The sequence below is a fragment of the Cupriavidus taiwanensis genome (assembly GCF_900250115.1).
Lineage (GTDB): Bacteria > Pseudomonadota > Gammaproteobacteria > Burkholderiales > Burkholderiaceae > Cupriavidus > Cupriavidus taiwanensis_B.
Genome location: NZ_LT984804.1, coordinates 525,389 through 542,665 on the forward strand (window position 1 = coordinate 525,389; position 17,277 = coordinate 542,665).

Genomic DNA, 17,277 nt, shown 5'->3' on the forward strand with positions numbered 1-17,277 from the left:
CACCGCCGGCCCTCACCCCCGCGCCTCTCCCGCAAGCGGGAGAGGGGAGAAAACCCGCAGCGGCATCAACGGACTCGGGCTTTCCAGTTTCCGCTTGTGTACTCCCGCTCCCGCAAGCGTGAGCGGGTTGGGGTGAGGGCGGGAATATCAACGAAGTGAAGGCCGTCGCAATTGCCATCGCCGGCCCGTTCCCCCGGTCTCTCTCCCCATCCCTTGCCTCATCCGCAGTTCCCGTCCGCCACGCACACCCCGTGCACCACCATCTCGCCCATGAAATCCATCGCGTCCCGGTCGGCAATGGCTTCACGCAGCGCGTCCAGCGCGGCATCGTGAGGGTCGCCGGCATTGCCGGCCTGCAGCGGGGTGTCATGCCAGCGCCGCGGGATGGCGGCGGGGTCGATATCGATCCCGGCACCGGCGGCCAGCGCGGCCAGTACGGCGCTCTCCGCTTCGGCCAGGGCTTCGGCTGACAGCGCCCTGGCGCTTGCCGTGCCGAAGCTGTCGAAGGCCTGGCCCGGCGGGCCGCCCGTCAGCTTCCACAGCGCCAGCTCGGTCAGCGGCGTGCAGTTGACGGTGCGTCCGCCCAGCACCACGCCATGCAGCCGCTGGCGGTTCGGTTCGCCTTTTACGAGGCCGCCTTCGCAGCGGACCATCAGCGCGCCGTCCGCCACGCCGGACAGGCGGAACGCGCCGCTGGCATCGGCCGTGGCATGGCGCACCTGCCCGTGCGTGTCGCGCACCTGTACGGTCGCGCCGGCCAGCGCCGCGCCGACGGCCGCGGTGCCGCTCACTTCCTGTGCCGCGTCATCCCCGCATGCCGCGACGGCCGCGGCCCCGCATGCGAGCACGAGGTGGCGCCAATGTCGAAGTTGCTTGCCCATGGTAGCGGTGCTCAGGGAGCGAGGTTGGCCAGCTCGCGGCGCGAGCGGTTGAACAGGCCGCGCGCCAGCGGCGTCGGGCGGAAGTCGACATCGAGCGGCGAGATGGTGATGTACTTCTCCAGGAAGGCCGGCGTTTCGGCTGTCCTGGCCAGCGCGGCCAGTTCGGTGTCCGCCGCGCCGACGTCGATAGAGACGGTGTTGTCGGCATTGCGCTTGTAGGCGGTCGTAAAGGAATCCACGGTGCCGGGCACGGTCAGGCGCACGCCGGCGGGGGGTGCGCCGACCGGATAATTGATGCTGAGCGGGTGGGCCACGGGCAGCAGCGGCTGGCCGGCGGGGCGGCTGGCTTCCAGGGTGGCGACCACGCGGGCCAGGAAGGCGCCGGCCTTCGGGAACGTGGCGATGGTACCCGGAAAGCCGGAGCGGGCCTCGGCGAAGTCCACGCCCACGCTCAGCGCGATGGCGGGCACGCCGCGGCGCGCGGCGAACAGTGCGTTCATTACCGTGCCCGAGTGCGGGATGGAATCCGACAGGTTTTCGCCGAAGTTCGCGCCCGACACCACCAGGTCCGGCGTGATGCCGCTTTCCGGCGCAACGATCTTCAGGCCGATGGCGGTGGCGTCGACCGGCGAGCCGGTGCCGATGTAATCCGGATTGGTACTGTTGAGCGGGCTTCCCGCGACGAAGGTGGGCTTGACCCGGTGCACGCAGAAGGTATCGGCGCTGCCGGCGAGCGGGTCCACCACCAGGCGGGTGCGGCCGTCGGGTGGGGCATAGGCGGCACCCGAGCCGCTCTGGTTGGTGGCGGGGCCGACCGTGATCACTCGGTGGCCGGCGTCCTGCAGGGCCTTGCGCACCGCGGTGATGCCGGGCGCGGCGCAGCCGTCGTCATTGGTCAGCAGGATATTGAGGGCATGGGCCGGGCTGGCGGCGGTTAGTGCCATCGCGGCGATGGCGAAGCCGGCGAGCCGCGGGCGGGCGTGAAGTCTGAGCATGGGTACCTGTCTCCTTTCCTTGTGGGTGATGAACGCAGTGCCCGGCGTGCCGGGCCGCATCGACAGCGTCCTTACGCGACGGGCAAGCCGCGCTCGCGCGCCAGCGTGATCGCGGTGTCCTCGATCATGTCTTCCTGGCCGCCCACCAGCCGTTGCCGGCCAAGCTCGACCAGGATCTCGCGCGCGGGAATGCGGTACTTGGCCTCGGCGCGCTTGGCAAACAGCAGGAACGAGGAATACACGCCGGCATAGCCCAGCGTGAGCGCGTCGCGATCGATGCGGATGGGGTGGTCCATGATCGGCACCACCAGGTCCTCGGCCACGTCGGCAATGCGGAACACGTCGACCCCGGTGTCGATGCCCATGCGCTCGCACACGGCCACCAGCACTTCCATCGGCGTGTTGCCGGCGCCCGCGCCCAGGCCCGCTGCGGCGGCGTCGATGCGGGTGGCGCCGCAGGCGATCGCGGCGAGCGAATTGGCCACGCCCATGGCGAGGTTGTGGTGGCCGTGGAAGCCCAGCTCGGTCTCGGGGCGCAGCGCCTGCCGCACCGCGGTCAGCTTCCCGGTGACATCGTGCGGCAGCATGTGCCCGGCGGAATCGGTGATGTACAGGCAGTTGGCGCCGTAGCTTTCCATCAGCAGCGCCTGCTGCACCAGCGTCTGCACCGGCGCCATGTGCGCCATCATCAGGAAGCCGACGGTATCCATGCCGAGCTTGCGCGCCATGCCGATATGCTGCTCCGAGACATCGGCCTCGGTGCAGTGCGTGGCCACGCGGATGGTCTGCACGCCGATCTCGTGCGCCATGCGCAGGTGGTCGACGGTGCCGATGCCCGGCAGCAGCAGCGCCGAGACGCGCGCCTGCTTCAGCTCGCCCAGCACCGCGCGCAGGTATTCCTCGTCGCTGTGCGCGGGAAAGCCGTAGTTGACCGAGGCGCCGCCCAGGCCATCGCCGTGGGTGACTTCGATCAGCGGCACGCCGGCGGCGTCGAGCCCGCGCGCGATGGTTTTCATCTGTTCCAGCGAGATCTGGTGGCGCTTCGGATGCATGCCGTCGCGCAGGGTCATGTCGTGCAGGGTGATGCGTTGGGCCATGGCCGGGCTCCTCAGGCAGTGGCGGTTTCAGGGCTGCCGGCGCGCATGGCGGCGGCGATGCATTCGGCGGTGCGGGCGGCCGAGGCGGTCATGATGTCGAGGTTGCCGGCGTACTTCGGCAGGTAGTCGCCCAGGCCCTCGACCTCGAGGAAGATCGAGACGCGCTTGCCGTCGAACACCGGCCCGTTCTTCAGCGTGTAGCCGGGCACGTACTTGCGCACCTCGGCGATCATGTCGTGCACCGACGCGGTGATCGCGGCGGCGTCGGGCGCGTCTTCGGTCAGGCAATGGATGGTGTCGCGCATGATCAGTGGCGGCTCGGCGGGGTTGATCACGATGATGGCCTTGCCCTGGCGCGCGCCGCCGACGGCTTCGATCGCGCCCGCGGTGGTGCGCGTGAACTCGTCGATATTGCGGCGCGTGCCGGGCCCGACCGAGCGCGACGACACCGTCGCCACGATCTCGCCATACGCCACCGGCTGCACGCGCGACACGGCATAGACCATCGGGATGGTGGCCTGCCCGCCGCAGGTCACCATGTTCACGTTCATCTCGTTGCTGCCGATATGGGCTTCGAGGTTGACCGGCGGCACGCAGAACGGCCCGATTGCTGCCGGCGTCAGGTCGATCACGCGCACGCCGCGCGCGGTCAGCTTGGCCGAGTGCCCGGCGTGGACGTAGGCCGAGGTGGCATCGAAGGCGATGCGGATATCGTCGGCCTCGAGGTGCGGCAACAGGCCGTCGATGCCGTCGCTGGTGGTCTTCAGCCCCAGTTCGCGCGCACGCGCCAGGCCTTCTGAGGACGGCTCGACGCCGACCATCCAGACCGGTTCGAGGATGTCGCTGCGGCGCAGCTTGTAGAGCAGGTCGGTGCCGATATTGCCGGGCCCGATCAGGGCGCATCGGATCTTGTTCATGGGGTCTCGGATCGCAAGGTCTGACAGTCAGGAGAACACGGCGGCGCAGCCGCCGATGCCGGTGATATGCATGGACAGGCGGTCGCCGGCCTGCACGGGAATCAGCGCCGCCAGCGAGCCAGACAGGATGGTCTCGCCGGCCAGCAGGGGAATGCCGTAGCTGCCCAGGGTGTTGGCCAGCCACGCCACCGCGTCGGCCGGATGGCCCAGCGCGGCGCTGCCCAGTCCGGTGGCGACGCAGTCGCCGTTCTTGTCGAGCGTCATCGCGCAGGCGGCCAGGTCCACGGCATGCGGGCTGACGCGCTCGTCGCCGAGCACATAGACGCCGCACGAGGCGTTGTCGGCGACGGTGTCCTCGATGCGGATGCGCCAGTCGCGAATGCGCGAATCGACGATCTCGAAGCAGGCCGCCACCGACTCGGTGGCGTCGAGGACGTCGTCGCGCGTCACGCCGGGGCCGCGCAGGTCGCGCCGCAGGAAGAAGGCGATCTCGCCCTCGGCGCGCGGCTGGATCAGCGTGGCCGTGGCAATCGGCTGGCCGGCGGCGTAGTGCATGCTTTGCAGCAGGATGCCGAAGTCGGGCTGGTGCACGTCCAGCATCTGCTGCACGGCGGCGCTGGTCACGCCGATCTTCTTGCCGGTGACGCGGTCGCCGGCGGCGAGCCGGTGGGCGATGAAGCCCTGCTGGATGCGATAGGCATCGCTGACATCCAGAGCCAGGCCGCGGCCGCTGAGCGGCGGCACCGGCGTGCGCGTGACCAGCGCCTGGTGGAGTTCGTTGCTGAGCGTGGAGATCAGGTCGGCATTCATGGCGGGAAAAAAGGGGGTCTGCGCGGCCATGGCGGCAGCGCGGCCCGGGACCGGGGTCAGAACGAATACTTGGCGTTGAAGGCGACGTAGTCGCGGTCGGCCAGCGGGCGGTTGACGATGTTGGCGCCGCCGATAAACGCGGCGTAGGTCAGGTTGAGCTCCAGGTTGTTCAGGTACTTGAAGGTCAGCCCGACGCTGGCGCGCTTGTCGCCATAGCCCATCAGCGTGCCGAAGGCGCCGGACACCGCCGACCTGCCGCTGAACTGCTGCGCGTAGGTCAGCGGCACGGTGACGTCCCAGCCGTCGAACACGTTGTTGTAGGTCAGCGACCAGCCCACCTGGAACGCCGCCGAGTTGCGCGTGTTCGACAGCTTGCTGAAGCCCATCACCGGATCCGCGCTGAGCACGTGCAGGTACGAGACTTCGCCCAGCAGCGACTGCGAATCGGCCAGGAAGGTCGGCCCCACCGAATAGATCGCCGACAGCTGGCCCTGCAGCGCCTTGCCGCGCGTGGCGGTGGGCGAGCCGGCCACGTCCACCAGCATCGGCACGCCGTCCTTGTAGCTGACTTCGCCGGCAACGTTGGCGCCCAGCAGCTGCGTGGAGAAGCTGGCGCCGGTCAGGTTGATGCCGCCGAAGAACTTCTGCTGGTATTGCAGCGACGGGAACAGCGAGGTGACGACGCTGGGGTTTTTGTCGTGATAGCGCAGCTGGTACAGCCCGATCTCGGTGTCCTCGAACACGCGGAAGCGCGTGCCGATGCCCCACTGGCCCCAGTCTGAAGGACGGATGTCCGGCCCGCGCGGAATGCGGAAGCCCGGGCCGATGATGAACTCGGCGCCCGGGCCGACCACGTCGCTGGTGCTGAAGTAGCTGCCCGGCGCATAGATCTGGTTCGGCTTGTAGGTGAACTGGTAATAGCCCATCACGCTGAAGGTCGGCGTGACCTGCAGCTGCAGCGAGGCCTGCGGCACCGGCAGCAGGATGTCCTTGACCTCGGCGCCGGGCACGAAGGCCTTGGTCGCATCCGCGGGGCCCTGCGCGCCGGCGATATTGGCGAAGAACAGGCTTTCGCCCCAGGCCACCACCTGGTTGCCCAGCTTGAAGCTCAGCTGCGTGTTGCCGATCGGCGTGGCGCCGTAGACGTAGGCATCGAGCAGCTGCGCCCGGTGCTCGTGGTAGTCCTGCGCGGAGGCGGTGAACTGGTTGAACGGGCCGCTGTGGTTGACCGTGAACGGCGCGTTGTTGGAATTGGTGCCGCGGTAGGCCCAGTCATAGAACACGCTGCCGCGCAGCAGCGCGCCGAAGGCGTTGTGCTTGAGATGGGCTTCGCCCAGCAGCGAGACGCGGTTGGCGGTCAGGTCGCCGCGCCTGAAGTTGCGGTCGCCGTCGTCGCCGTTGATATTGGCAGGGCTCAGCAGCGCATTGCTCTGCTGGCCGGTGCGCAGCGCCGCGCCGTAGGAGGCGGTGACGCTGTAGTCGAGCTTGGTGTCGTTGCCGAAGTCGATGGTGTCGCCGGCTTGCGCGGGCTGCGCAAGCAGCGCGGCCAGCGCCGCCAGGGCCGCCGCCGCGGCGATGGGCCGCAGCCGGTTGCGGCGCTGCAGTGGCCCGCGTGGTGGTTGATGCATGGTGGTCTCCCCGTGGAATCGGTGTTGGTTCATTGCCTGGCACTTCGATCGGCGCTCGCCTGGACGAGAAGCGTAGAGAGGGGGAGCCACGCACAAATCGGCAGAACGGACTAGGCGCTTACCCTACGCGCAGCGGCTCAGGTGCGGCTCAGGTGCGATTGACCGAGGCCGCGTCGAGAAAGGCCGGCCGCTCGCCGCCACCGTCGATGACGAGATTGGCGCCGCTCACGTACGAGGCCTGCGGCGACGCCAGGAACAGGCAGGCGGCGGCGATGTCGTCCGGCAGCGCCAGCCGCCCCAGCGGCACCGTCGCCGCCATGCTGCGCAAGGCCGCCGGGTCGCCGTAGTGCTGCTGCTGCGAGGTCTCGGTCAGCACCATGCCCGGGCTGACCGCGGCCACGCGCACGCGCGGCGCCCATTCCACCGCGAGCGTGCGCACCGCGTTGAGGATGCCGGCCTTGGCGGCGCCGTAGGCCGCGGTGCCGGGCGACGGACGCAGCGCACTGACGCTGCCGACGAACAGCTGCGTGCCGCCGCCGGCTTGCTGCTGCATGCGCGCATTGCAGCGCTGGGCCAGCTGCAGCGGCGCCACCAGGTTGAGCCGGATCACCGACTCCAGCAGCCGCGGCGAGGCATCGGCGACCAGCGCGAACGGCGCGCCGCCGGCGTTGTGGACCACCACGTCCAGCGTCGGGCTGGCCTGCGCGATCTGCGCCAGCATGGCGTCGGCCTGTTCCAGGTCGCGGATGTCCGCGGCAATGAAGTGCGCGCTGCGACCATCCGCGGCCGGCACTTCGCTGTTGTCGGTGGGCGCGGTGCGGCCGCACACGAACACCTGCGCGCCGGCGCGCAGGAAGGCCGCGCTGATGGCGCGGCCGATGCCGCGCATGCCGCCGGTGACCAGCACGGTCCGGCCGGTGTAATCAAATCCTGCGAATCCTGTCATGGGCTTGCCCCGTCTGATGCATGGAGCGCCCATCGTAGGAGAAGTGGCGCGGCGGCTCGTAGTCCGAATGAACGATGCCCGCGGCCATGGCGCTGCGCAAGATGCTGGGCAAACCAAGGGAGACGCCCTCATGTCCGCTAGCTCGCAGCACACGTCCTCGACACCCGCCGCCACCGCCTCGCTCCACCCCGGCCTGCCGGTGGGGCGCTTCGTCACCACCGCCAGGGGCCTGCGCCTGCACTGCCTGGATGCCGGCGCCGGCGAGCCGGTGGTCTTTATCCATGGCAGCGGACCGGGTGCGAGCGGGCACAGCAACTTCCGCCACAACGTGCCGGCGTTTGCCGCGGCGGGCTTCCGCACCGTGGTGGTGGACCTGCCGGGCTACGGGCTGTCGTCCAAGCCGGACGATGTCGAATACACGCTGGACTTCTTCGTCGCCGCGCTGCGCGAGCAACTGCTGTCTCTGGAACTGCCGCGCTGCGTGCTGGTGGGCAATTCGCTGGGCGGCGCGATCGCGCTGCAATACGCGCTGGATTACCCCGAGCATGTCAGCCGCCTGGTGATGATGGCGCCAGGCGGCGTGGAAGAGCGCGAGACCTATTTCGAGATGCCAGGGATCCAGCGCATGGTGTCGCTGTTCACCGGCGGCCACATGAACCCCGACACCATGCGCCAGCTGCTGCAATTGCTGGTGCACGACGCCGGCCTGGTCACCGACGCGCTGGTCGACGAGCGCATGGCGGTGTGCCGCGAGCAGCCGCGCGAGGTGCTGGCCACCATGAAGGTACCCAACCTGACCGCGCGGCTGGGCGAGATCCGCTGCCCGGTGCTGGGCTTCTGGGGCACCGAGGACCAGTTCAATCCCGCCTCGGGCGCGGCGAAGTTCCTGAGCGGCTGCGCCGACGCGCGCTTTGTCATGATCAACCGCTGCGGCCATTGGGTGATGGTCGAGCACGCGGCGTATTTCAACCGCGAATGCCTGGGCTTCCTCGCCGACACCGCCCCGGGCGGCGCGGCATAATCGGCTGCGCCCACCAGATAAACACCAAGGAGACCTCATGGAATACCCGTATGACCTGTTCGGCCTGCGTGGCAAGGTGGCGGCCATCACCGGGGCCGCGCGCGGCATCGGCGCCGAGACCGCGCGCATGCTCGCGGCCTCCGGTGCCAGGGTGGCCGTGCTCGATGTGCTGGAGGCCGACGGCAGGGCGACCGCCGCGGCGATCTGCGCGGCCGGCGGCGAGGCCGCGTTCTGGCCGCTCGACGTCACCCGCGAAGACGAGGTGGCGCGCGTGTTCACCGAGATCGCCGAGCGCTTCGGCGGACTTGGCATCCTGGTCAACAACGCCGGCATCGAGGGGCCCAATGCGCCCACCCATGAAGTGGCGCTGGAGCAATGGCAGCAGGTGATGGCGGTGAACGTGACCGGCACCTTCCTGTGCACCAAGCACGCCATCGCGCACATGGAGCGCGCCGGCGGCGGCGCCATCGTCAACGTGTCGTCGATGTACGGCATCGCCGGCGGGCCGGACGTGCCGCCTTATCACGCGTCGAAGGCGGCGGTGCGGATGATGGCCAAGACCGACGCGCTGCTGTACGCCGGCAAGAACATCCGCGCCAATTCGATCCATCCCGGCTTTATCCGCACGCCGATGCTGGAACACGTGGCCCAGGCCTCGGGGCAGGGCGAGGGGCTGTTCGACTACCTGGGCAGCCTCACGCCCGCGGGCAAGGTCGGACAGCCGCGCGACATCGCGGCCGGCATCCTCTACCTGGTGTCCGACGCGGGACGCTACGTCACCGGCGCCGAGCTGGTGATCGACGGCGGCTACACCGCACGCTGAAACCCACGAGCCGGAGCATTCCATGTCCCAGGGCCCCAATCCCCATCCCGACAGCGCCGCCATGAAGGCGACGCTGCTCGCCTATGTCGAGCGCTTCAATGCCGCCGACGCGCACGGCGTTGCCGCCCTCTACGCCGACGACGCCACCGTGGAAGACCCGGTCGGCGCGCAGCCGGTCACCGGCAAGCCCGCCATCCTGGCGTTCTACCAGCACGCCACCGCGCTGGGCGCGCGGCTGGAGGTGGTGGCGCCGCCGCGCGGCTCGCACGGCAACGCCGCCGCGCTGACCTTCGCCGTGCATGCGCGGCTGGAAGGGCGGCCGGCGCGCATCGACGTGACCGACATCATGAGCTTCGGCGAAGACGGCCGCATCCGCAGCATGCGCGCCCACTGGGGCCCGGACGACGTCCACTTCGTGTAAGCGCGCCGCGCCGATGGCCCGCCACACCCGCGAGGATGCCGCCGTCACGCGCGCGCGCATCCTGGCCAGCGCGCAGCAGCTGATCCGCCACCGTGGCCTGCACTGCGTCACCGTCGACGACGTGGCGCGCGCCATCGGCATGACGCGCGGCGCCGTCTACGGACACTTCCGCTCCCGCGCCGAGCTGCTGGGCGCGCTGCTGTGCTGCGCCGAAGCGGATTTCGCCGCGCGGCTCGCGCCGCTGGCGCAGGGTGGCGCCGGCGCGCAGGCATTGGAGCAGGCGTTGCAGGCCTTCCTGCGCGGCGATGAGCTCGCGCGCCATGCCAGCCTGATCGCGGCGCTGCTGCAGCACAAGTGCGGCGAAGCCTGCGAGCTGTGTCCGCTGCGCGAGCGTGTGCTGCGCGGCGTGGAATCGCTGCGCGTTACCTTCGCCATGCTGTTGCCCAGCCCGGACCTGGCCGGCCTGCTGGTGGCGCACCTGTGGGGCCTGCTGGGCGCGCATGCCATGCACCTGGCGCCGTCCGGCCTGTCCGGCAGCGCCGCGGCGCTGGCCCGGCTGTACCAGGGCCATGCGCCGCTGTCCGACGCGCGCGCTTGCTGTCGGTCCGGCGCCACTTCCGACCCCGCGCTGATGCGGGATACCCCTTAGTCTGCTCGGACGAAGAGTTCCGGGCCGCCGCTGACTACGATGCTCTCAATAGCCCGGATAAAAGCAGGGCAAGCGGAGGAGACAGCGATGAAGCGGCTCGGATTGCGTTGGGTGGCAGGCCTGGTCGGGGCTGGCGCCGCCATGGGGGTGGCCTGGGGGCTGGCGGTGGATGCCAGGCAGGACGAGCGGCCCGCGGTGACGCTGCCAGCCGCGGCAGCTGCGCTGGAACGCTGCGACGACGCCTGCGTGCGCAGCCGCGGCGCCGCGGCGCTGGTGGTGCTGAGCCAGCGCCCGCCGCAGTAACGCAATGCATATCGACCGGCCCGGGCTCCGGGCCGGTCAGGCGCCGCCGGCTCAGCTGCGGCCGGCCTGCCGCTGCGCCTGCAGCGCTTCCGCGCGCGCCTTGACGTCGCGTGCCACCTGGTCGAAGCCCTGCTTCACCCAGGCACCGTGCTCGCACATGATGGTCTCGGCATTCAGGCCCAGGAACAGGTCGGTGGTGAAGTAGCGGGTCCGTCCCGGGCCGATCGCCTCCAGGTACTGGTCGCGCCGCGCGGCGTCCTTGTTCGTTTCGGTCGGGCGCTGCTCCCACGACAGCAGCCGCTCCGGTTCCCACGCCACCAGGTATTCATTGACCGGGATCACCTGGTCAGTGCCGGGAATGCGCACCTGCATGTGCACCATGTCGCCGAGCCGCCCGGTGGTTTCCAGCCCGGGACAGAACGTATTCCATTCGCGGTAGCGCGCAAAGTCGGTCAGTACCTCCCACACCAGCGCTGCCGGTGCATCGATCTCCACCCGGATCGACGTCACCAGATTCTCTGCCTTGGCCATGGTCTCCTCCTTCATCAAAAGTCATTGGGAAGGGAAACACTAGAGCCACCCGCCGAGGCCTCGCATACCCCGAACGGACCAGTCCGGGTGGACGAAGGCGGCGCCGTCGCGGTGATGCACATTGAGCCTCGGCCCCGCGCCAACGCGGTCCGGCGGCGGCGATGCGCGGCGGGGCCGCAATCTCCATCTGCTGTGAGCTTGGTGCCGGCCATCGGTGATGGCCGGTTTTTTTTTGTTCTTCGAAGGATTCCGGGGATGATGTGGATGCGCAGGGAGTGATGCGGTTGACTTCGTTGATGCGCCGGCCCTCACCCCCGCCCCTCTCCCGCACGCGCGCGGGAGAGGGGAGAAAACCAGCGGAAGAGAAAATCCTTTGCGCTCGCCCGCGACAACGCGTGCGAGCGCAGCGAGGCACTCCGTGCCAGAGCAGTAGACCTGAGATAGGGAGCGCGCGCAGCGCAGCCGAAGGCGTCCCACCAATAACGGCCTTAGCAGGCGGCCACCGACCTAAGGTCGGGTTCGTCCATCCGCCCCCGAACGCCAGGCACCTCCAGGTAGCGTCAGCAGGTCGGAACCACCAGCCGCCTCACCGCAAGTCACCACCGCTCGAACCACCAACGCCGCCTTAGCCAGCCGCTCAGGCGACGCGTTTCTTGCCTACTTCTTGTCGCTCGGACAAGAAGTAGGTCGCCGGCTACGCCGGCGAAACAGCCACGCCCGCCAAGCACGACAAATGACCCACACCGTAGCAACCCTCTGCACGGAACCGACCATCCCATCAGGCCACAGCGCGACCATCGTAGGCAAGATAGTCAGTGTATCCCTCAGCCCCGCCCCCGTAGTGAAGCGCGCGCACCGACGCCGCCAGCGGCCAATCGTTCCGCAGCCGTGCGACGAGATCAGGGTTGGCAATGAACGGCTCGCCGAATGCCGCCATGTCGATGCGGCCAGCGGCGATCAAGGCTTCGGCGCGCGCGCGCGTCATGCCTCCGGCAAGGATCAGCACGCCCTTGAAGCGGCGGCGGAAGCTGGCGAGGAAATCCTCCGGCATGGCCGAGCTGCCGCGCGTGCTCTGGTCCATCAGGTGCACGTAAGCGATATTGCGACGGGACAGTTCGTCGGCGAGATGGAGATACGTGTCCTCGAGCCCGGCGTAGTGGCCCATGTCGCCGAGGCCGCCATAGGGAGACAGCCGGATGGCCGTGCGCTGCGCACCGATGCGCGCCGCCACCGCATCGATGGCGGCCAGGGCGAAGCAAGTGCGGCTTGCCAGCGTGTCGCCGCGGAACTCATCGGTGCGGTCGTTCACGGTCGGGTTCAGGAACTGTTCGATCAGGTAGCCATTGGCACCATGCAGCTCGACCCCGTCGAAGCCGGCCTCGACCGCATTGGCCGCCGCTTCGGCGAAATCGGCGATGACCCCATAGACCTCCCCGGTCGTCAGTGCGCGGGGCACGGAGACATCGACCGCACCCGGCGTGCCGTCGGCGGTATAGCCCCAGGCCTTGGTGTCCTTCGCGAGCTGGCTGGTGGCACTGACCGGCTGGATGCCGCCGGGCTGGATCGACACATGGCTCACGCGGCCGACATGCCAGAGCTGGGTGAAGATGGTGCCGCCCTTCGCATGGACGGCATTGGTGACCTTGCGCCAGCCTTGCACCTGTTGCGGGGTGTAAAGGCCGGGGTTGAACAGGAAGCCCTGTGCGCTGGGAGAGATCACCGTACCTTCGGTCACGATCAGCCCGGCGTCGGCGCGTTGGCTGTAATAGAGCGCGTTGAGATCGTTGGGCACCCCGTCCGGGTTGCGGGAACGGGTCAGCGGTGCCATGGCGATGCGGTTGGCGAGCTGGCGCTCGCCCAGGGTGAAGGGCTTGAACAGTAGACTCATTGGAGGACCTTGTTTGCGCAGGCCATGGCCATGGGGTACGTGGCCGCCGGCATGAATCGTTCTTGAATGGAGCGCAGTTTGCGCGCTTCATCCTTGTTGAGTAAGCCTGGTATCGGTCAAAGACTTTTGAGTTGGTTTCAAAAGTAAGAGATCCTCAGGCTGGGCCGTGGAGCGCACGGCGGCATCGTCAGGCGCGCTCGCGGCACCAGCAGCGTTTCATCGCGGACACATACCTGGGTCATCCATCGAGCCGATTTTCCATTCCCTTTCCGCCAACTAGATTGGGTGCATCGATGGCACCTTCGCGGCCGTCGACCTTTATGACCGCAGAGTCGGAGGAAGGGGAGCCCATGAAAAACGCCCACATCAGAATGGCCGCCGTGCCATTCGCCTGCCTTGTCATCATGCTCGCCGGCTGCGGCGGTGGCGGAGGGGGCGAATCGGCCTCTACCAGCGCCACCGCAAGCCCGGGCACTTCGACAGGCACGTCGCCAGGCACGTCGCCCGCACCTGCCGCGCCGACGTCGCCCGCACCGGCCGCGGCGACCACCAGTGCCATGCTGTCCGGCACCACCGATCCGGGGCCCGAGATCGGCAAGGACGGGGACTACTACCTGAACACCGTGACCTGGATGATGTTCGGGCCCAAGGCCAATGGCGTGTGGCCCGCGGGGGTTTCGCTGGCAGGCCCCGGCGGCAATACCGGTGCGGCGGGGAACACCATCCTGTCCGGCTCGGTCGATCCGACCGACAGCGTCGGCAACAACGGCGATTACTACATCAACACCTCGACCTCGACGCTGTTCGGCCCCAAGGCGAACGGCACCTGGCCCGCCGGCGTGCCGCTCGGCGGCACCACCGGCACGCCGCCACCGGGCGGTGGCGCGGTGCTGACCGGCGCCGGCGCGCCCGACAACAGCCTCGGCAACAACGGCGACTACTACCTCGACACCAGCACCTGGACGCTGTACGGGCCGAAGGCGGATGGCGTGTGGCCGGCAGGGGTCACGCTGAGCGGCGGGTCGGGCAGCGGCGGTACGGGCGGCACCGGCGGCACGGGTGGCACCACGGTCGGCAATGGCGGCCACGTCCTGTACGGCAGCGGCGCGCCGACCGACGACATCGGCGAGAACGGCGACTTCTATTTCGATACCACCACGTGGACGATGTACGGTCCCAAGCAGGACGGCAAATGGCCAGCCACGGGCGTGACCATGGCCAACGGCACTGTCTACAACGGCAACTTCAACGTGCCGGATACGCTCAGCCGCGGCCGCTATGCCATGACCGGCGCCGGCGGGGCGGTGCCGCTGCCGTCGGACTTCGGGGTCGTGATTCCCTACGATTGCACCCGCGTCGCGCTTACGGCCAGCACGCTCGGCAAGGTGCAGGGCACGCTCGACATCTCGGTGCACAAGGTGAGCGGTTCCGGGGCTTCGGTCGTGCTGGCACCGATGAATGACCTGAGCTGCAAGATCACCAATGGCCAGCAGCACTGCAGCAAGGAGGTGCCGGCCGGGGCGGTCACCCATGGCGACAAGCTCCAGGTCCAGGTCGACAACAACCAGGCTACCGACTGGGGCGGCCTTGCCGTCAACCTCGCCTGCATCAAGTAGGCGGGACGGGCGGCAGGGGCAGGTCTCCTGCCGCCCGCTATCGCGCAGACCGCAGGCGGCGTGAAGCCGGTGAAGGCGTGGGCAGGTCGCGCCATGCCGGACGGGGGGATCACGCCAACCCTGCATTCCACACTGCGCCCGGGCAGCGAAGCATGCTTCGCCCGAGCCCTCACTCCAGGCCGGCCCCGCGCGAAGCGCGGTTCGCCGCCGGTCGCGGAGGACTTTCCGGATATCTCGCCTTTTCAGGGACTTAGACGTTCCGTGCGGGCTGGCACGCCGCGTGCACAAGATGGGCACGCGAGTTCCGCTGCGGCTCGCCAACCTAACCTGAAAGGAGCTGCAAATGCACGATATCGGGACTTCCAGGCCGGGCGGCTGGGGCACCGGCTACAACGAGCTCGAGCAGGAGCTGGCCTCGGAGCTGATGGAGGCCGGCGAGCTGGGCCAGGAACTCGGCGGCATGGCGACGGAGTTCGAAGGCGAATTCGAGGGCGAGGGGGAATTCGAGAACGAGTTCGAGCAAGAGGTCTCCGGCGAGATGCAGGAGATGGAACTGGCGGCCGAGCTGCTGGCCGTCAACAGCGAACAGGAAATGGAGCAGTTCCTGGGCGGCCTGGTGCGTTCGGTGGGACGCGCCGCCAGCAGCTTTGCCAGGTCGTCGGCGGGCAAGGCGCTGGGCGGCATCCTGCGTTCGGCGGCCAAGGCGGCGCTGCCGGTGGTGGGCAGCGCGCTCGGCAACCTGGTGGTGCCGGGCGCGGGTGGCGCGATCGGCGGCAAGCTCGCCAGCATGGCCGGCAGCGCGCTTGGCCTCGAGCTGGAGGGGCTGAGCAACGAGGACCGCGAGTTCGAGGTGGCGCGCCGCGTGGTGCGCATCGGCCAGCAGGCAACCCGCAACCTGCTGACCATGCCGCGCAACGTGCCGCCGTCGCGGGCCGCGCGCGCGGCGTTCCTGCAGGCCGCGCGCCAGGTGGCGCCGGGGCTGCTGCCCGCCATGCGCACGATTTCGCAGAACGGCGTGGCGGCGGCGCGGCAGATGGGCACGGCGCCGATCTTCGGGCCGGCGGCCAGCGGTGCCGCCGCGGCGCAGCCCGTGGCCGGCCTCGCCGCCGCGGTACGCGCACCGTATGCGGGCTACGCCAACGGCGGCGCGGGGTCGTGCCCGTCGTGCGGCAATGGCGCCGCGCAAGGCGGCCTGGGCGCGGCGGCGCTGCCGATGGGCGGGCAGTGGCGGCGCTCGCGCAACGGGCGCGCGCTGATCCTGTACCTGGCACCGCCACGGCCGATGTTCTGAACCGCTCCCGCTCGCTCCCGACATTCGCGCTACGACTCCGAGGCCGCCGTCATGAACGCTTGCGCCAACGCCCTGCGGTTGCTGGAACAGGAGGTGCTCGGCATCCGCGCCCGCCTGGACGCGCAGCTGCCCTATGCGCTGCAGATGCCGATGGTTCCCGCCGCCAATATCAGCGACGAGGCCATGGGTGCCATCGAGCGCCATATGCAGGCGGCGCGGCACCAGCTGCGGCGGCGCATTGCGCGCTTGCTCGGCGCGCTGCGACACGCGCGGCCCGAGCCCGCCGCGGTGGCGCGCGCACAGCGGCGCTATGCCATGCTCAAGCTGTATTTCCACGCCGCGCTGACGCATTTCGAGATCTTTGCCGAGGTGCTGACGCAACGCAGCCAGCATGGCACCGGGGTCTGGCTGGCGGGGCTGGACGTGGCCGCGCGCGACGGGCTGCGGCAGCCCGGCGTGGCCATCGACTTGCCGCAGGTGATCTGCTATGTCGAGCGCGGCCATGGCGGCGCGATCCGGCGGGCGCGCACGCGCTTGCCCGGCGGCGGCGCCAATCCGGTGGCGGTGATCCGCATGCCGCGCGAGCGCATGGTCGGCACCGGCCTGGCGGCGTCGCTGTTCCACGAGGTGGGGCACCAGGCGGCGGCGCTGCTGGACCTGGCCAATGCATACCGCCGTGCCGCCGCGGGCGACGGCCAGCGCGGGCTGCGGCTGGTGTCCGGCGGCACCGGGGCGATGGCTGCGGCAACAGCTGCGGCCACGGCTGCGGCGCCGGCGCCGCCGCAGGTCTGGCGCGCCTGGGAGCGCTGGATCAGCGAGATCGTCGCCGACCTGTGGGCGGTGTCGCGGGTGGGCATTGCCGCAACCTGCGGGCTGATGAGCGTGGTGAGCCTGCCGCGCGCGTTCGTGCTGCGCATCAACCTCGACGACCCGCATCCGGCGCCGTGGATCCGCGTCAAGCTGTCGGTGGCGATGGGGCGGGCGTTGTATCCGCATCCGCAATGGGATGCGCTCGAGCAGGTGTGGGAACGGCTCTACCCGCGCTGGCAGATGAGTGCCGCGCAACGGCGTGCGTTCGCGCAGCTGGACCAGTCGATTCCGGCGTTCGTGGCCAGGCTGCTCGCATTGCGCGCGCCGCGTCTGGGCGGACGCACGCTGGGGCAGGCGCTGCGGCTGCCCGGTCGCGATCCCGCCAACCTGTTGCGGCTCTGGCGCCTGGTGCGGTCGCGCCCGCACCAGTACCTGGCCGATACCCCGACGCTGGCGTTCGCGGTGCTGGGGCAGGCCCGCTACAGCGGCCTGCTGGCGCCAGACGTCGAGTTGCGCACCATCTCGGCCTTGCTGCAGCGCTGGGCACTGGCCGGCTATCTGCCCTGGAGCGCCGGCAGCGCGCAGCTGAGCGAGGCGCTCAACCAACGACGGCAGCCGCTGCGCATGGCGGTCGCGGCCTACGCGTGATT

At 69.6% G+C, this 17,277-nt stretch carries 18 protein-coding genes; 8 read left to right on the forward strand and 10 right to left on the reverse strand.

All coding sequences use genetic code 11. The features are described from left to right. Positions 1-218: 218 nt before the first annotated feature. The 7 genes from CBM2586_RS19180 to CBM2586_RS19210 all read right to left on the reverse strand — a co-directional run bounded on the left by CBM2586_RS19180 (position 219) and on the right by CBM2586_RS19210 (position 7,274). Positions 219-881 carry a hypothetical protein gene (locus tag CBM2586_RS19180; protein WP_115689217.1) on the reverse strand — a complete coding sequence of 221 codons (663 nt, stop codon included), beginning with the start codon at positions 879-881 and terminating at the stop codon, positions 219-221. Positions 882-892: 11 nt separating this feature from the next. Beyond that, positions 893-1,876, reverse strand: coding sequence for a 5'/3'-nucleotidase SurE (surE, locus tag CBM2586_RS19185; RefSeq protein ID WP_115689219.1), 984 nt, complete (start codon positions 1,874-1,876; stop codon positions 893-895). 71 nt (positions 1,877-1,947) lie between these two features. Next, positions 1,948-2,973, reverse strand: coding sequence for a 4-hydroxy-2-oxovalerate aldolase (gene dmpG / locus CBM2586_RS19190; RefSeq protein ID WP_115665397.1), 1,026 nt, complete (start codon positions 2,971-2,973; stop codon positions 1,948-1,950). Between the two features lie 11 nt (positions 2,974-2,984). Next, positions 2,985-3,890, reverse strand: coding sequence for an acetaldehyde dehydrogenase (acetylating) (locus CBM2586_RS19195; RefSeq protein ID WP_115689221.1), 906 nt, complete (start codon positions 3,888-3,890; stop codon positions 2,985-2,987). Between the two features lie 27 nt (positions 3,891-3,917). Beyond that, on the reverse strand, positions 3,918-4,700 hold the full coding sequence (gene dmpE, locus CBM2586_RS19200) for a 2-oxopent-4-enoate hydratase (protein WP_115691375.1): 783 nt from the start codon (positions 4,698-4,700) through the stop codon (positions 3,918-3,920). Positions 4,701-4,756: 56 nt separating this feature from the next. Beyond that, a complete protein-coding gene (locus CBM2586_RS19205; protein ID WP_115689223.1) occupies positions 4,757-6,328 on the reverse strand; it encodes a DUF1302 domain-containing protein in 1,572 nt (523 codons plus the stop codon). A 148-nt stretch (positions 6,329-6,476) separates the two neighbouring features. After that, entirely contained in the window at positions 6,477-7,274 is a 798-nt protein-coding gene (locus CBM2586_RS19210; protein ID WP_115689225.1) for an SDR family oxidoreductase, read from the reverse strand. Between the two features lie 130 nt (positions 7,275-7,404). On the opposite strand from CBM2586_RS19210, the gene CBM2586_RS19215 reads away from it, so the two are divergent. The 5 genes from CBM2586_RS19215 (at position 7,405) to CBM2586_RS19235 (ending at position 10,491) form a co-directional block, all read left to right on the forward strand. Then, positions 7,405-8,295, forward strand: a complete 891-nt coding sequence (locus tag CBM2586_RS19215; protein ID WP_115665393.1) for an alpha/beta fold hydrolase — start codon at positions 7,405-7,407, stop codon at positions 8,293-8,295. A 37-nt stretch (positions 8,296-8,332) separates the two neighbouring features. Next, positions 8,333-9,118, forward strand: coding sequence for an SDR family NAD(P)-dependent oxidoreductase (locus tag CBM2586_RS19220; RefSeq protein WP_115689227.1), 786 nt, complete (start codon positions 8,333-8,335; stop codon positions 9,116-9,118). A 22-nt stretch (positions 9,119-9,140) separates the two neighbouring features. Continuing rightward, entirely contained in the window at positions 9,141-9,539 is a 399-nt protein-coding gene (locus CBM2586_RS19225) for a nuclear transport factor 2 family protein (protein WP_115689229.1), read from the forward strand. Between the two features lie 13 nt (positions 9,540-9,552). Next, on the forward strand, positions 9,553-10,188 hold the full coding sequence (locus CBM2586_RS19230; protein ID WP_115665390.1) for a TetR/AcrR family transcriptional regulator: 636 nt from the start codon (positions 9,553-9,555) through the stop codon (positions 10,186-10,188). Between the two features lie 87 nt (positions 10,189-10,275). Continuing rightward, a complete protein-coding gene (locus CBM2586_RS19235) occupies positions 10,276-10,491 on the forward strand; it encodes a hypothetical protein (RefSeq protein ID WP_115665389.1) in 216 nt (71 codons plus the stop codon). A 51-nt stretch (positions 10,492-10,542) separates the two neighbouring features. On the opposite strand, the gene CBM2586_RS19240 is transcribed toward CBM2586_RS19235, so the two are convergent. The 3 genes from CBM2586_RS19240 to CBM2586_RS32115 form a co-directional block, all read right to left on the reverse strand. Then, positions 10,543-11,022 carry an SRPBCC domain-containing protein gene (locus CBM2586_RS19240; protein ID WP_115665388.1) on the reverse strand — a complete coding sequence of 160 codons (480 nt, stop codon included), beginning with the start codon at positions 11,020-11,022 and terminating at the stop codon, positions 10,543-10,545. A 778-nt stretch (positions 11,023-11,800) separates the two neighbouring features. Beyond that, the gene (locus CBM2586_RS19245; RefSeq protein WP_115689233.1) at positions 11,801-12,910 is read right to left on the reverse strand and encodes an alkene reductase; all 1,110 of its coding nucleotides are present in this window, start codon (positions 12,908-12,910) and stop codon (positions 11,801-11,803) included. A 238-nt stretch (positions 12,911-13,148) separates the two neighbouring features. After that, positions 13,149-13,469: a hypothetical protein gene (locus CBM2586_RS32115; protein WP_240987972.1), complete on the reverse strand. Its 321-nt coding sequence runs from the start codon at positions 13,467-13,469 to the stop codon at positions 13,149-13,151. On the opposite strand from CBM2586_RS32115, the gene CBM2586_RS19250 reads away from it, so the two are divergent. The 3 genes from CBM2586_RS19250 (at position 13,468) to CBM2586_RS19260 (ending at position 17,275) form a co-directional block, all read left to right on the forward strand. Beyond that, positions 13,468-14,526, forward strand: coding sequence for a hypothetical protein (locus tag CBM2586_RS19250; RefSeq protein ID WP_240987973.1), 1,059 nt, complete (start codon positions 13,468-13,470; stop codon positions 14,524-14,526). The two genes, CBM2586_RS32115 and CBM2586_RS19250, sit on opposite strands and share 2 nt — an antisense overlap. Before the next feature lie 343 nt (positions 14,527-14,869). Beyond that, positions 14,870-15,817, forward strand: coding sequence for a hypothetical protein (locus CBM2586_RS19255; protein WP_115665384.1), 948 nt, complete (start codon positions 14,870-14,872; stop codon positions 15,815-15,817). 51 nt (positions 15,818-15,868) lie between these two features. Then, positions 15,869-17,275 (forward strand): hypothetical protein, encoded by a 1,407-nt coding sequence (locus tag CBM2586_RS19260; protein WP_115665383.1) that lies wholly within the window; start codon positions 15,869-15,871, stop codon positions 17,273-17,275. Positions 17,276-17,277: the final 2 nt, after the last annotated feature.

Bases quoted from the DNA above. Each gene is read 5' to 3' on its own strand.
- CBM2586_RS19180 (WP_115689217.1), bottom strand. From the start codon at position 881: ATGGGCAAGCAACTTCGACATTGGCGCCACCTCGTGCTCGCATGCGGG.
- surE (WP_115689219.1), bottom strand. From the start codon at position 1,876: ATGCTCAGACTTCACGCCCGCCCGCGGCTCGCCGGCTTCGCCATCGCC.
- dmpG (WP_115665397.1), bottom strand. From the start codon at position 2,973: ATGGCCCAACGCATCACCCTGCACGACATGACCCTGCGCGACGGCATG.
- CBM2586_RS19195 (WP_115689221.1), bottom strand. From the start codon at position 3,890: ATGAACAAGATCCGATGCGCCCTGATCGGGCCCGGCAATATCGGCACC.
- dmpE (WP_115691375.1), bottom strand. From the start codon at position 4,700: ATGAATGCCGACCTGATCTCCACGCTCAGCAACGAACTCCACCAGGCG.
- CBM2586_RS19205 (WP_115689223.1), bottom strand. From the start codon at position 6,328: ATGCATCAACCACCACGCGGGCCACTGCAGCGCCGCAACCGGCTGCGG.
- CBM2586_RS19210 (WP_115689225.1), bottom strand. From the start codon at position 7,274: ATGACAGGATTCGCAGGATTTGATTACACCGGCCGGACCGTGCTGGTC.
- CBM2586_RS19215 (WP_115665393.1), top strand. From the start codon at position 7,405: ATGTCCGCTAGCTCGCAGCACACGTCCTCGACACCCGCCGCCACCGCC.
- CBM2586_RS19220 (WP_115689227.1), top strand. From the start codon at position 8,333: ATGGAATACCCGTATGACCTGTTCGGCCTGCGTGGCAAGGTGGCGGCC.
- CBM2586_RS19225 (WP_115689229.1), top strand. From the start codon at position 9,141: ATGTCCCAGGGCCCCAATCCCCATCCCGACAGCGCCGCCATGAAGGCG.
- CBM2586_RS19230 (WP_115665390.1), top strand. From the start codon at position 9,553: ATGGCCCGCCACACCCGCGAGGATGCCGCCGTCACGCGCGCGCGCATC.
- CBM2586_RS19235 (WP_115665389.1), top strand. From the start codon at position 10,276: ATGAAGCGGCTCGGATTGCGTTGGGTGGCAGGCCTGGTCGGGGCTGGC.
- CBM2586_RS19240 (WP_115665388.1), bottom strand. From the start codon at position 11,022: ATGGCCAAGGCAGAGAATCTGGTGACGTCGATCCGGGTGGAGATCGAT.
- CBM2586_RS19245 (WP_115689233.1), bottom strand. From the start codon at position 12,910: ATGAGTCTACTGTTCAAGCCCTTCACCCTGGGCGAGCGCCAGCTCGCC.
- CBM2586_RS19250 (WP_240987973.1), top strand. From the start codon at position 13,468: ATGCTGTCCGGCACCACCGATCCGGGGCCCGAGATCGGCAAGGACGGG.
- CBM2586_RS32115 (WP_240987972.1), bottom strand. From the start codon at position 13,469: ATGGCACTGGTGGTCGCCGCGGCCGGTGCGGGCGACGTCGGCGCGGCA.
- CBM2586_RS19255 (WP_115665384.1), top strand. From the start codon at position 14,870: ATGCACGATATCGGGACTTCCAGGCCGGGCGGCTGGGGCACCGGCTAC.
- CBM2586_RS19260 (WP_115665383.1), top strand. From the start codon at position 15,869: ATGAACGCTTGCGCCAACGCCCTGCGGTTGCTGGAACAGGAGGTGCTC.